This window comes from Pseudomonas guineae, assembly GCF_900113745.1.
GTDB lineage: Bacteria > Pseudomonadota > Gammaproteobacteria > Pseudomonadales > Pseudomonadaceae > Aquipseudomonas > Aquipseudomonas guineae.
In genome coordinates, this window is sequence record NZ_FOQL01000001.1 from 1,739,354 (window position 1) to 1,751,597 (window position 12,244).

At 61.3% G+C, this 12,244-nt stretch carries 11 protein-coding genes and 1 pseudogene; 4 read left to right on the forward strand and 8 right to left on the reverse strand.

Features of this window, described 5'->3' with window-relative positions:
- The first annotated feature begins 392 nt into the window (after positions 1-392).
- The 3 genes from BMZ32_RS07855 (at position 393) to glsB (ending at position 2,625) form a co-directional block, all read left to right on the forward strand.
- Positions 393-1,334, forward strand: a complete 942-nt coding sequence (locus BMZ32_RS07855) for a sodium-dependent bicarbonate transport family permease (protein ID WP_090241110.1) — start codon at positions 393-395, stop codon at positions 1,332-1,334.
- 1 nt (position 1,335) lies between these two features.
- Positions 1,336-1,638: a P-II family nitrogen regulator gene (locus BMZ32_RS07860; protein WP_090241111.1), complete on the forward strand. Its 303-nt coding sequence runs from the start codon at positions 1,336-1,338 to the stop codon at positions 1,636-1,638.
- A 78-nt stretch (positions 1,639-1,716) separates the two neighbouring features.
- The gene (gene glsB, locus BMZ32_RS07865; RefSeq protein ID WP_090241113.1) at positions 1,717-2,625 is read left to right on the forward strand and encodes a glutaminase B; all 909 of its coding nucleotides are present in this window, start codon (positions 1,717-1,719) and stop codon (positions 2,623-2,625) included.
- 219 nt (positions 2,626-2,844) lie between these two features.
- Here glsB and BMZ32_RS07870 read toward each other — a convergent pair whose 3' ends face one another.
- The 4 genes from BMZ32_RS07870 to BMZ32_RS07885 form a co-directional block, all read right to left on the reverse strand.
- A complete protein-coding gene (locus BMZ32_RS07870; protein ID WP_090241115.1) occupies positions 2,845-4,200 on the reverse strand; it encodes an 8-oxoguanine deaminase in 1,356 nt (451 codons plus the stop codon).
- Between the two features lie 381 nt (positions 4,201-4,581).
- Positions 4,582-5,037, reverse strand: a complete 456-nt coding sequence (locus BMZ32_RS07875; protein ID WP_208598687.1) for a GNAT family N-acetyltransferase — start codon at positions 5,035-5,037, stop codon at positions 4,582-4,584.
- Between the two features lie 57 nt (positions 5,038-5,094).
- Complete coding sequence (locus BMZ32_RS07880; RefSeq protein WP_244153928.1) at positions 5,095-6,081, reverse strand: asparaginase; 987 nt, start codon at positions 6,079-6,081, stop codon at positions 5,095-5,097.
- Between the two features lie 77 nt (positions 6,082-6,158).
- Complete coding sequence (locus BMZ32_RS07885) at positions 6,159-7,607, reverse strand: alanine/glycine:cation symporter family protein (RefSeq protein ID WP_090241117.1); 1,449 nt, start codon at positions 7,605-7,607, stop codon at positions 6,159-6,161.
- Positions 7,608-7,759: 152 nt separating this feature from the next.
- Here BMZ32_RS07885 and BMZ32_RS07890 point away from each other — a divergent pair, with 152 nt between their 5' ends.
- Positions 7,760-8,578: a helix-turn-helix domain-containing protein gene (locus BMZ32_RS07890; RefSeq protein ID WP_090241119.1), complete on the forward strand. Its 819-nt coding sequence runs from the start codon at positions 7,760-7,762 to the stop codon at positions 8,576-8,578.
- Between the two features lie 9 nt (positions 8,579-8,587).
- Here BMZ32_RS07890 and BMZ32_RS07895 read toward each other — a convergent pair whose 3' ends face one another.
- The 4 genes and pseudogenes from BMZ32_RS07895 to BMZ32_RS19430 all read right to left on the reverse strand — a co-directional run bounded on the left by BMZ32_RS07895 (position 8,588) and on the right by BMZ32_RS19430 (position 12,234).
- Positions 8,588-9,208 carry an FMN-binding negative transcriptional regulator gene (locus BMZ32_RS07895; protein ID WP_090241121.1) on the reverse strand — a complete coding sequence of 207 codons (621 nt, stop codon included), beginning with the start codon at positions 9,206-9,208 and terminating at the stop codon, positions 8,588-8,590.
- 132 nt (positions 9,209-9,340) lie between these two features.
- Complete coding sequence (locus BMZ32_RS07900; RefSeq protein ID WP_090241123.1) at positions 9,341-10,750, reverse strand: mechanosensitive ion channel family protein; 1,410 nt, start codon at positions 10,748-10,750, stop codon at positions 9,341-9,343.
- Between the two features lie 165 nt (positions 10,751-10,915).
- Positions 10,916-11,883 (reverse strand): annotated as a pseudogene (locus tag BMZ32_RS07905) (dicarboxylate/amino acid:cation symporter).
- 192 nt (positions 11,884-12,075) lie between these two features.
- Positions 12,076-12,234: a hypothetical protein gene (locus tag BMZ32_RS19430; RefSeq protein WP_167376727.1), complete on the reverse strand. Its 159-nt coding sequence runs from the start codon at positions 12,232-12,234 to the stop codon at positions 12,076-12,078.
- Positions 12,235-12,244: the final 10 nt, after the last annotated feature.

Sequence of the window (12,244 nt, forward strand, 5' to 3'; positions counted from 1 at the left end):
CTTCTTTTTACATTGCCAGCGCGCTGCTAAAACGTGCGGGCAAGGGTTTTGGGCCACGTACCAGTGCAACATATTGCGAGCTAGAGCCATGCAAGGCAAAAACAGGTGAGCAAGCGCAGTGTACGAGCTGTACATGAGCACCCGAACCGGGTTTTAACGCAGCAGGGCCGACGCGCAGCAGATGTTGTGCAGGTACTTAGTGCCTGAGTCCCGAGGGAGCCTTAGTGCTCCCTTTTTTTCGGTTATGCCCCATTGCGCTCTTCCAGACGCTGTAACCTGGCCGGGTGCGGGTCGCGAGTATCAGCACAACTTGCGGAGGGGCATGACCTTTTATGTACGGGGTATGACGCCACCTGCGTCTACCTTCAGGTAAATCGGCAGAGGTATGCACTGTGAGTCTGGATCCGGTTGTGCTGTTTTTTGTCTTCGGGCTGACTGCGGGGCTGTTGAAAAGTGAGCTGAAACTGCCGCCCGCCTTGTATGAAACCCTGTCGATCATGCTGCTGCTGGCCATTGGTCTGCACGGTGGTGTGGAGCTGGCCGAGCAAGCCAGCTGGCAGTTACTCGGTCAGGCAGGGCTGGTGCTGTTGCTGGGTGTGGCGTTACCCCTGCTGGCCTTTGCCGTGCTGCGTGGTCTGGGCTTTGATCGGATCAACGCGGCGGCCGTGGCGGCGCACTATGGCTCGGTCAGCGCCGGTACCTTTGCCGTGGTGGTGGCCTATATGCTGGCCAAGGGCATCGAGTTCGAAAGCTACATGCCGCTGTTTGTGGCGATTTTGGAGATTCCGGCGATTCTGGTCGGCATTCTCCTGGCCAAGGGGCTGGCGCGTGATACCGACTGGGGCGAGCTGGGCCGGGAGATCTTCTTGGGCAAGAGCATCATGCTGTTGCTCGGTGGCCTGATCATTGGCGCCATCGCCGGCAAAGAGGCGATAAAACCGCTGGAGCCGCTCTACACCAGCATGTTCAAGCCGGTGCTGGCGTTCTTCTTGCTGGAAATGGGCCTGATTGCCTCTGGCCAACTCGGCGCGCTGAAACAGTTCGGCCTGCGCCTGCTCGGCTTCGCCTTGCTGATGCCGCTGCTGGGCGCGCTGATTGGTGCATTGCTCGCGCGCTTTATGGGGCTGTCGTTGGGCGGTACAGCGGTGTTGGCGACGCTGGCCGCGTCGGCCTCGTATATCGCTGTACCGGCAGCGCTGCGTCTGGCCTTGCCGCAAGCCAACCCATCGCTGTCGCTGACCGCTTCGCTGGGTATAACCTTTCCCTTCAACATTCTGTTTGGCATACCGCTGTACCTGATGCTGGCCGAACAGCTCATTGCCTGGGGGCTCTGATATGAACGCACACATGCGCACCCTGCTCACCGTGATCTGCGAAGCCGCGCTGGAAAAGAAACTGGTGACTGACTTGCAGACGCTCGGCGCACCCGGCTGGACCATCTCTGACGCCCGTGGCCGTGGCGGTCGGGGTGTGCGCAGCGCGGGCTGGGAGACCGAGGGCAATATCCGCCTGGAGATCATCTGCGCGCGGGATGTGGCGGAACGCATCGCCGAGCATTTACAGGCACATTACTACGCCAACTTCGCCATGGTCTGTTACCTGGCCCAGGTCGAAGTGCTGCGCCCTGAGAAGTTCTAGCGCTGTGATCAGCAGCGCCACACAAGCGTCTATCTGCCATCGCCCGAGATACGCTCGGGCCTTGCGATGAGCCTGTGCATGCAAGCGTTGTTGAATGAAATTCTCGAAGAGGTACGTCCGCTAATCGGTCAGGGCAAAGTAGCCGACTACATTCCGGCACTGGCCGACGTGCCGGCCAATCAGCTGGCTATTGCGGTGTACAGCAACGACGGCGAGCTCTACTGCGCAGGCGATGCGGATACGGCGTTTTCCGTGCAGAGCATCTCCAAAGTCTTCAGCCTGGTGCAGGCCATTCAGCATTCCGGCGAGGATATCTGGCAGCGCCTGGGGCATGAGCCCTCCGGTCAGCCGTTTAACTCGTTGGTACAGCTGGAGCTTGAGCGCGGTCGTCCACGTAATCCATTTATCAATGCTGGTGCGCTGGTGATCTGCGATATCAACCAGTCGCGCTTTGCCGCGCCCGTGTTGTCGATGCGCGATTTTGTTCGGCGCCTGGCCGGTAACCCTGAGGTGCTGGTGGACAGCCGGGTCGCCGACTCGGAATACCAGCACCGCGCGCGCAACGCCGCGGCGGCGTACCTGATGCAATCCTTCGGCAACTTTCATAACGACGTTGAGGCAGTGCTGCGCAGCTATTTCAGTTACTGCGCGCTGCGCATGAGTTGTGCTGATTTGGCGCGTGCCTTCTGCTTTCTGGCTAACGACGGCTTCTGCAAGCACAGCGGCGCGCAGATTCTTACGGCGCGGCAGAGCAAACAGGTCAACGCGATCATGGCCACCAGTGGCCTATATGACGAGGCGGGCAACTTTGCCTACCGCGTCGGCTTGCCGGGCAAAAGTGGCGTTGGTGGCGGCATCGTTGCGGTGGTGCCAGGGCGTTTTAGCGTGTGCGTGTGGTCGCCTGAGTTGAACGCTGCCGGTAACTCTCTGGCCGGAATTAAAGCGTTGGAGTTGCTCAGCGAGCGGATTGGTTGGTCAGTGTTCTAGGGGGCTGACTCGGATCTGCTGCGAGTGCGCAAATCGTAGGGTGGGTTAACGGCGCTAGCGACTATCTACCAGACGGCTCGGTGGCAGTGCGGCGTGTAACCCACCAGGCGGTATCAGCCTCTCTGGTGGGTTACGGTGCAGCCAAGGGCGAGTTAGCCGATGCTGATGCACTCGGCACCTAACCCACCCTACGTGTCGTGGATTAGCAGATTACGCCGTTCAGCCAGCAATCAGCTCCTTGGCAGCCTGACGGTGGTCGGCAATCAGCTGCGCCACATCCAGGCCTTCGATCTGCCCATCGATGACGCGCCACTGGCCGCCGATCATCATCCGGTCGGCTTTGTCGGCGCCGCACAGCAGCAGCGCGGAAATCGGGTCGTGGCTGCCGGAGAAGCGCAGCTCGTCGAGCTTGAAGAAGGCCAGATCAGCCTGCTTGCCTACCGCCAGCTCGCCGATGTCCGTGCGGCCCAGCAGCTTGGCGGAGCCCTTGCTGGCCCAACCCAAGACCAGCTCCGGGGTGATCTTCTCGGCACCGTAGCGCAGGCGCTGGATATACAGCGCCTGGCGCGCTTCAAGGATCATATTGGAGGCATCGTTGGAGGCCGAGCCATCGACGCCGAGGCCGATGGGCGCGCCGGCGGCTTGCAGGTCGAGGGTCGGGCAGATGCCGGAGGCCAGGCGCATGTTCGAGCTGGGGCAGTGGCAGATGCCGGTGCCGGCCGCGCCGAGGCGCTCGATTTCATCCGGGTTGAAATGGATGCCGTGGGCCAGCCAGGTGCGTGAGCTGAGCCAGCCGACGCTGTCCAGATAATCCACGGTGCGCAGGCCGAAGCGCTGCAGGCAGAAGTCCTCTTCGTCCAAGGTTTCCGCCAGGTGAGTATGCAGGCGCACGTCGAGTGCTTCGGCTAGTTCAGCGCTCTGGCGCATGATGTCCTGGGTCACCGAGAACGGTGAGCAGGGCGCCAGGGCAATCTGGATCTGCGCGCCGTCGCCGCGCTGGTGGTACTGCTGAATCAAGCGCTGGCTGTCAGCCAGAATCACCTCACCCTGTTGCACCGTCTGCTGCGGCGGCAGGCCGCCGTCGGCCTCGCCCAGGCTCATCGAGCCGCGGGTAAGCATGGCGCGCATGCCCAGCTCACGTACCGCCTCGACCTGAACGTCAATGGCGTTTTCCAGGCCGCCGGGGAATAGGTAGTGGTGGTCAGCGGCGGTGCTGCAGCCGGACAGCAGTAGTTCGGCCAAGGCCACCTTGCTGGCAAGGGCGAGCTTCTCTGGGGTCAGGCGCGCCCATACCGGATACAGGGTCTTTAGCCAGGGGAACAACGGCTGGTTGACCACCGGCCCCCACGCACGAGTGAGGGTCTGATAGAAGTGGTGGTGGGTGTTGATCAGCCCCGGCAGGACCACGTGCTCGCGGGCATCGAAGGTTTGGTCGCAGGGCTTACTCGGTTGTTGGCCGGCTTTAAGCAGTTCACTGATTACGCCGTCTTCAATCACCAGGCCGCCGGCGGCGTCGAGGGTGTTGGCGGTGAAAATCGCGAGGGGGTTTTTGATCCAGATACGAGTAGCAGCCATTGAGTTGGCTCCTCTGAAGGTGGGTTCAGGTTAGCCAGCTCAGTGTTTACCCTGTCTGCTGATCCAGGTGCGCGTACGGCTCAGTGGCCGGCGTGGCGCAGACGATAGCGCCATCATTTACCGGCGGCAAGACCGCAGAGCGGATTTTCTGACCAGAAGGTCAGCGAGCGAGGAACCTGTTACGATCTTGCGAGCTATAGCCATGCGAGGCGCTACGTTAGTAACAGCCTTCGGCTGGTCAAAGCGGCAAGGACGCGGGTACATGAGCATTACTCGTTTCACTCGCCCTACGAGCCGCGCTAAAGCGCGTTAGCCGCAAGCGGATTCCGACCGGGCTGGCGCACCAGCCGGTTTTTAACGCAGCAGATCGTAAGCAGGTTCTCAAAAGACTTTACGGTACTGGACAAACCCCGAGCGCTCAGCGATGCGTTCATACAGCAGCATGGCGCGGCTATTGCTCTCATGGGTCAGCCAGTAGGTGCGTGAGCAGCCTTCGGCTTTGGCCTGCTGGTAGACGTGTTCGATCAGCTTGCGACCGGCACCGCTGCTGCGCACATCCTTGGCGATAAACAGATCCTGCAGGTAGCAATAGTCACCCGTGGTCCAGGTCGAACGGTGGTAGATCCAGTGCACCAGACCAATGGCTTTGCCCTCGTGCCAGGCCAGCGCGGCATGCATCGGCTCGGCGGGGTCGAGAAAGCGCTGCCAGGTGATGTCGCTGGTCGCGGCGTTAATCTCGGTCATGTAGAAGCGCTGATAGCCCTGCCACAGGGGTAGCCAGGCGGCATGGTCGGCGCTGGTGACGGGGCGGATCTCGACGGGAATGCGGATAGGCATGCTGCAACCTCGTTGGTTGAGTAAAGCCCTTACAGCCTAGCTGGAAGGGCGCAGGCTTCAATCGGTGCGTTCACCACAGACATCCAAGGCAAACCAGTGTTCCACTTCGGCTTGACTCAGGCCCGCGCCGAGCAGGGCGAACAGTTTACCCAGTGCGGCTTCGCGGGTCATACCGCCCGCAGAGATCAGCCCCGTATTGGCCAGTTGGCTACCGGCCGCATACACGCTGAATTCAACATGCCCGTGCGCGCACTGGCTGATGGCCGCCAATACCACGCCGCGATCATGCGCAGCCTTGAGCACGCCGAGCAGTTCGGCGTCATCTGCAGGTCCCGTGCCGCTGCCGTAGCATTCCAGCAGCAGACCTTGTACACCGCTGTCGAGCAGGGCACGTACATGGCTGGCCTGGATGCCGGGATAAAACGGCAGCACGGCCAGGTTGACCGGCTGACGCGGCTGGCGATAGTCGATGCTGGCCGGGATGCTTTCGGCGCGTGCGCTCTGGCGTTGGCGCGGCAGCACATGGAAGGCGTCGAAGGCGTCGCTGCGCAGTTTGCTGACCCGTGCGCCATGCAGCAGCGCGTCATTGAAGTACAGGTGCACGCCCGGTGTAACACCCGCCTGCAGCGCGCGCATGGCGCCGAACAGGTTAGCCCAGGCATCGCTGCCGTCGGCTCCGGCCGGCAGCATCGAGCCGCTGAGAATGACCGGCAGCGGCAGGCCGAGCAGGAGAAAGCTCAGGGCGGCGGCGCTATAGGCCAGGGTGTCGGTGCCGTGCAGCAGCAATACAGCGTCGCAACCGTCACGCTCGATACCGGTGCGAATCGCTGCGACCATCGCCAGCCAGTTGTGCTGGTTCATATTGGCGCTGTCGATGGGCGGCAACAGCTCGGCAAACGACCATTGCGGTAGCGGCTGAGCTTCCTGCGTTTGCTGACTGCGCAGGCGCGCCTCGAAGCCGGACGCCGGAGCCAGGCCAGTGGCGCTCATCTGCATACCTATGGTGCCGCCGGTATACAGCATCAGGAGTTTTTTGCAGCCCATGCGGATTCTCCGTTTCTCATTGTTCTTATATGCAAACAGGGGGCTAAGCCCCCTGTTTTTCAAAGCCTGCGTAGCGTTTAGCGCTGATGCACGCTGTTGCCGATTTCGGCTTGTTTGGCCGGCGACGTCGCGGTGTGCGCGTTAGCCGCCCAAACGGCTGGGTCGAGGTCCAGGTCGGCGAAATTTTTCGCGTCCAGTACCGGTGACGTCACGCCGGCCCTGATCTGGCTGTCGTAATCACGCATCAGGCGCAGGCCGACCTTGAACAGCAACGCCAGGGCAACCAAGTTGCAAATGGCCAGCAGGCCCATGGTCACATCCGCAAAGGCGAACACGGTGCCCAGATCCTGTACCGAGCCCCACAGTACCAGAGCCACCACCAACACGCGGTAGACCATAACTGGTGCGCGCTTCTTGCTGAAGAAGCCCAGAGCGTTCTCGCCGAGGTAGTAGTTGTAGATCAAGGTGGTGAAGACGAATAGCAGCAAGGCGATGGTGACGAAAACCCGGCCCCATTCACCGACGACACTGGCCACGGCCGTTTGGGTCAGCACCACACCGGCCATATCCATGCCTGGCTGATAGACGCCCGACAGCAGGATGATCAGCGCGGTGCAGCTGCACAGGATGATGGTGTCGATAAACACGCTCAGCGACTGCACGATGCCCTGTGCCACCGGATGCTTAACTTCGGCCACGGCGGCGACGTTCGGCGCACTGCCCAGGCCCGCTTCGTTGGAGAACAGGCCGCGCTTCACGCCCATGATGATCGCCGCGCCAATACCACCGGCAAACGCAGGTTCCAGACCGAAGGCGCTGTTGAAGATCAGCTGCAGGGTGGCCGGAATCGCCTCAACGTTGCTGCCAATCACGAAGATGGCCATAGAGATGTAGGCAAACGCCATTACCGGCACCAGCACGTCGGCAAATTTGGCGATGCGCTTGATGCCGCCGAAAATAATCATGCCGATCACTGCGGTCAGAATCAGACCGCTGATGTAGGTCGGCAGGCCAAAGGTGTCATGCAGCGAGCTGGCCACGGTATAGGACTGCACGGCATTGAAGCCGAAGCCAAAGGTCACCAGCAGCAGAATCGACACAACAATGCCCAACCAGCGTTGGCCGAGACCGTGCTCAATGTAGAAGGCCGGGCCACCGCGGTAGGTGCCGTCGTCTTCACGACGCTTGTACAGCTGCGCCAGGGAGCACTCGAAGTAGCTGGTGGCCATGCCGACCAATGCCACGACCCACATCCAGAAAATCGCGCCCGGGCCACCGAGCATGATCGCCACTGAAACACCGGCAATGTTGCCGGCACCCACGCGGCCGGCGACCGAGAGCATCAGCGCCTGAAACGAGCTGAGTTGCCCCGGCTGGCGCTGGAAGGCTTCGGAAAAGATACGGAACATGCTGCCGAAGTAGCGAAATTGGACGAAACGCGAGGCGATGGTGAAGTACAGACCAAGGCCGATCAGCATCACGATCAGGAGCTTGCTCCAGATCAGGTTGTTGAGAATATCGAGCATGGCAGGGCAGTCTCTCTTGTTGTTCTGTGGGGGGAATTTGCTAGGGGCGGAATAGTTCAGCAGGCGCGTTCGTCATGCAATTTCGCAGGTGGCGGCGAAATGATGCGAGTTGATGCTAAAATTGCGCCGATCGCATCACCGGAAAATCCATCATGTCCGACTACTTAGGGCTCAATCTCAAGCTGTTGTGCAGCCATTACCGGTCGATCGCGGAGGTGTGCCGCAAGCTGGCGATCAACCGTGCTCAGTTCAACAAATACCTCAGCGGTCAGAGTCGCCCGACGGCCTACAACCTCAAGCGCATTTGTGATTTTTTCGGGGTCGAGGGCTACGAACTGAGCCTGCCGAGTGAGCAGTTTGCCGACCTGATCGGCGCGCGCAGCGGCAGTCAAGAAGCGCGGGTTGTCACCGATCCCTTGCTGGAGTTATTCCAGCCCCTTGGCGAGCATTCCAGCAGCCTGTCGCGTTACTGCGGCTACTACTTCGAGTACGCCAACTGCATGTCGGTACCGGGGCAGATTTTGCTGTCGCTGGTGCACCTGCGCGAGGAGCGCGGCAGCTACCTGTTTGAGCGTCAGGAGCGTCAGGAACCGTCGCGCGCCGACAGTGGCAAGGCCGAGGATTGGGTGCGTTGCCGCTACCTGGGCGCGGCCTTCTACCTGCAAGATCGGCTGTTTCTGATCGACTACGAGTCGCTGACCGGTAACGAGATGAGCCAGACCATCCTGATCCCCAGTTTCAAGAGCCGCATCAGCCGCCTCAACGGCCTGAAAACCGGAGTGTCCAGCGGCGACTTACGTACCCCGGCCTGTACGCGGGTGGTCTGGGAGTTTCTCGGCAATGACATCAATCGGGTCAACGCCTACCGTCAGGTGATGCTCTACAGCCCGGATGATCCGCGCATCGACGCCGACATTCGCCAGCGCCTGAGTGGTGCGCAAATCCGTAATGGCCTGTTTGAGATCGAGTAAGGCGTAGCCTCAGCTCAAGCGTGCCACGAGTGCCTGGTCTGCGGCGGCAGGGCTGGCACTGAGGCCTTTATGCACCCCGTCGCGATCAGCGGCCGTGCGGTTCTGGCTGAGTTTCCATTGGCCCTCAAGGCGCTGGATCGGCAGGGCGAAGCCGACGATGGCGCGCAGCATCGTGTCGATATAGTCCCTGGGCGCATCACTGACCGCCCAGGGCCGCTCGCGTCCGGCCTCATGCTGGGCACTGAGACGGCTGACCAACTGCAGCAGCCCCTCGCGGTCTTCAATCAGCTGCGCCTGACCGCGTGCGTGCACGGCGATGTAGTTCCAGGTGGGCACGGCTTTGCCGTGTTCGGCCTTGCTCGGATACCACGCGGGGCTGATGTAGGCCTGTGGCCCCTGGAAGATGGCCAGGGTTTCGCCCTGCAGCAGCTCACGCCAATGTGGGTTGGCGCGGGCAAAGTGGCCGTAGAGGGTGCCGAATTCGCCCTCGTCGGCGGCCAGCAGGAGCGGCAGGTGGCTGGCCTGTAGACCGTTTGCGCCCTGGTTTATCAGCGTTGCCAGTGGGCAGTCGTTGATCTGCTGATGCAGCAACGCGAGGTCGTTTTGACGGAACGCGGGTGGCGTGTACATGGGGGACTCCGGCGGTGAGGCCATATCCTAGCGCGCGGTGCCGGGCCGGATAAGCGCCAGTTGCGGCGACTTTTACCGGCACAGTTGGCGTCGCGCTTTGGGTCAGCCGCCGGCCTTTAGCCAAGGGCGCTTTTATTCATGCGGCACGTCCTTGTCGAGCAGGTCATTGCCTGGGTCGGATTGGATTTCCGCGTCCACTTTCTGCTCCAGGTGTTTATCCGGGGTGACATCGAGCACCGCATCGCCGCGCTCCACTCGGGTTGCCGGCGGCTCATTTTTGCCCGCGCGGCCAGCGAGCGGTGTGGCGTCGGTACTTTTGGCATCCACCGCGCTAAACAGCGCGGTGTTGACTGCGGAGTCGAAGCGCAACCGATAAATCGGCTCCGGCAAGGTGAAGCCCTGCGCTTGCAGTGCACGCATGGCGGCGCGAATGGCCAGGCTGCGGGCTTTGGCAAAATTGGTTTGGCGTTGATCGATCCAGGCGTAGAAGGTCAGAACGATGTTGGAGTCGCCCACCGTATTGATCAGCGCGTCGGGCTCGGGCTCTTGCAGGATAAAGTCGAGGCTGCTGACGGCGTCCAGGCCCGCCTGCATTGCGGCCACCGGGTCATCGTCGGCATCCACGCCGAGTTCGAACTCAAAGCGCCGTTCCGGGTTGGTCGAGTAATTGAGGATGATGCCCTTGAACACCGCCGCATTGGGGATGCGCATATGGTTGCCGTCGAGGGTCATTAAAATCGTGGCGCGCGAGGTCAGGCGCACGACGATGCCCTCGATGTCATTGATGATCACGTGATCCTTGGCGCGGAACGGCTGGCGTAGGCTGAGCATCACGCTGGAGATGTAATTCTCCACCGTATCGCGCACGGCAAAACCGATAGCCAGGCCAATGACCCCGGCGCCGCCGAGGATGGTGGTGATGACGGCAGCCGCGCCGAGCAGATTGAGCGCCAGAATAATCCCCAGCAGCAGGATGACCACGCGCATGGCCTGGGCCATAAGGTCGGCGAGGAAAGGGTTGGGCGCTATTTTTCGCCATAAAAATTGCCGGTCGGCAATGAAATTGCCCAGCAGGACAAAGGCGGTTAAAACCAGCAGCGCCAGGCCAAGCAACGGCAGGGCTTTTATAAAATTCACGCTTTGCGTGCGCAGGCGCTCAATCACTGGGCGCACGTTGTCGGCCACGGCCAGGGTTCTGCTCATCTCGTCGGTTACCGTGACCACCCCGGCGAGCCGGCTTGCTAAGCGCTGGGCTTGCTGCGCCGCCATTTCATTGGCCACCTCGCCACGCAGAATGACCACGCCGCCACCGACATACACCGTGACGCCGCGCAGTGGCTCCAGTTCGGCAAAAATATTCTCGATGCGCGCCTGAATCGTCTCATCGCTCTGCGTTGCTTCTGCTTCGATAGCCGCCTCGGCGACGGGCTCGGAAAGGCTCGCGTCTTCGCTTTGCGCCCAGGCCGCGTGGGCCGGTAATAAAACAGTCAGCAGTGCCAATGCCAGCAGCGTATTGCGCGAGGGCTTGGTTGAGAACGTCATCGCAGGCGGCTCCGAAATAAGGCGACAGTAAAAACACTAGCCTACACGGATGCGCAAAACGCTGACTGGCCGAGTGCGCGGAGGCTAGTGCGGCCGCAAGCCAATAGCACAACGCCCCGTGAACACGAGGTTGATGGGGCGTTGTGGAGGGCAGGGTTGGCGGCTTTACTGCGCGTTGTCGCTGTTATAAATGGTCTGATCCAGCTCGTGCTCGCTGTGCCCGGCCAGGGTGTGGTCATCAGGTCGCCGGCCACGTTGACCGTGGTACGGGCCATGTCGAGAATGCGATCAATCCCGGCGATCAGCGCCACACCTTCCAGCGGCAGACCGACCGAGGTCAGCACCAAACCGAGCATGATCAGCCCGGCGCCCGGGACACCTGCGGTGCCCACCGACGCCAGGGTGGCGGTGAGGATAATCATCAAGTACTGCGCGCCGTTGAGTTCGACACCGAAGGCCTGGGCAATAAACAGCGCCAGCACACCTTGGTAGATGGCCGTGCCATCCATGTTGATGGTGGCGCCTACCGGCAGAACGAAGCCCGCCACACCTTGCGATACACCGAGGTTTTTACGCGCGCACTCAATCGACACCGGCAGGGTGCCAGCGCTGCTTGAGGTGCTAAAGGCCACAGCCAACGCCGGTGCCACGCCCCTGAAAAAGCGCAGCGGGCTGAGCCGTGCCAGCAGTGCCAGCATGTTCATGCTCACGCCCAAGGCGATAGCGAACACGATGATCTGCAGGATATTGCCTTGGGCAAAGGCGTTGACCGGATTAGTCGGCACCAGGTCGACCAGGATCTGCATCAGCGACGGTGCTTGCTTAACGTCTTGGGCGCCGCTGGCGACCATGTTCATGCCTTCGCCGGGCGTAAACAGGGCACCGAAGAGCAGGCCGATGCTCACTGCAAACGCGGGGGTAACCAAATAGATGGCGATGGTTTTGACGCTGATACGGCCGAGCTTGGCGCTGTCGCTCATGGCGGTGATACCGGCCACCAGGGAGACGAATACCAGCGGCACGATGAGCATCTTGATCGCGTTGAGGAACAGCGTGCCAATCGGCGCGAGCACCAAGGCGTCGGTCTTCAACAGCATACCGGTGAGTACGCCGAGGCCGAGGCCGATAAGGATTTGCTGCTACAGCGGCATGCGGCGCAGAGTTATTACTCGGATTGTCGTTTTTATGAGGCCGTTACAACAGCCTTGAAAAATGCCGCTCGGCAAGCTCGGCTGGTCACGCTTTTTGCCCGGCATAAATGCCGATTTTTAAACAAAAAAACGCGCCGGTCCTTGCGGAAACGGCGCGCTGTATTGCTCTGTGCGTCAGGTGGCTAGGGTTACCTGGCGCGGGACGCTCACGGCTTGCGCCGGCTGTGGCGTCGCGCCGAGCAGGCTCTGGCTGTAAAACATCGGCACACTAGGCCATAGACGGCGCGGCGGATGAATAGCGAGAAAACCGGTAGGCGCGGGTTGGTTGCACATGGCTACTCAC

Bases quoted from the DNA above. Each gene is read 5' to 3' on its own strand.
- BMZ32_RS07895 (WP_090241121.1), bottom strand. From the start codon at position 9,208: ATGTACACGCCACCCGCGTTCCGTCAAAACGACCTCGCGTTGCTGCAT.
- glsB (WP_090241113.1), top strand. From the start codon at position 1,717: ATGCAAGCGTTGTTGAATGAAATTCTCGAAGAGGTACGTCCGCTAATC.
- BMZ32_RS19430 (WP_167376727.1), bottom strand. From the start codon at position 12,234: ATGTGCAACCAACCCGCGCCTACCGGTTTTCTCGCTATTCATCCGCCG.
- BMZ32_RS07885 (WP_090241117.1), bottom strand. From the start codon at position 7,607: ATGCTCGATATTCTCAACAACCTGATCTGGAGCAAGCTCCTGATCGTG.
- BMZ32_RS07870 (WP_090241115.1), bottom strand. From the start codon at position 4,200: ATGGCTGCTACTCGTATCTGGATCAAAAACCCCCTCGCGATTTTCACC.
- BMZ32_RS07890 (WP_090241119.1), top strand. From the start codon at position 7,760: ATGTCCGACTACTTAGGGCTCAATCTCAAGCTGTTGTGCAGCCATTAC.
- BMZ32_RS07860 (WP_090241111.1), top strand. From the start codon at position 1,336: ATGAACGCACACATGCGCACCCTGCTCACCGTGATCTGCGAAGCCGCG.
- BMZ32_RS07880 (WP_244153928.1), bottom strand. From the start codon at position 6,081: ATGGGCTGCAAAAAACTCCTGATGCTGTATACCGGCGGCACCATAGGT.
- BMZ32_RS07900 (WP_090241123.1), bottom strand. From the start codon at position 10,750: ATGACGTTCTCAACCAAGCCCTCGCGCAATACGCTGCTGGCATTGGCA.
- BMZ32_RS07875 (WP_208598687.1), bottom strand. From the start codon at position 5,037: ATGCCTATCCGCATTCCCGTCGAGATCCGCCCCGTCACCAGCGCCGAC.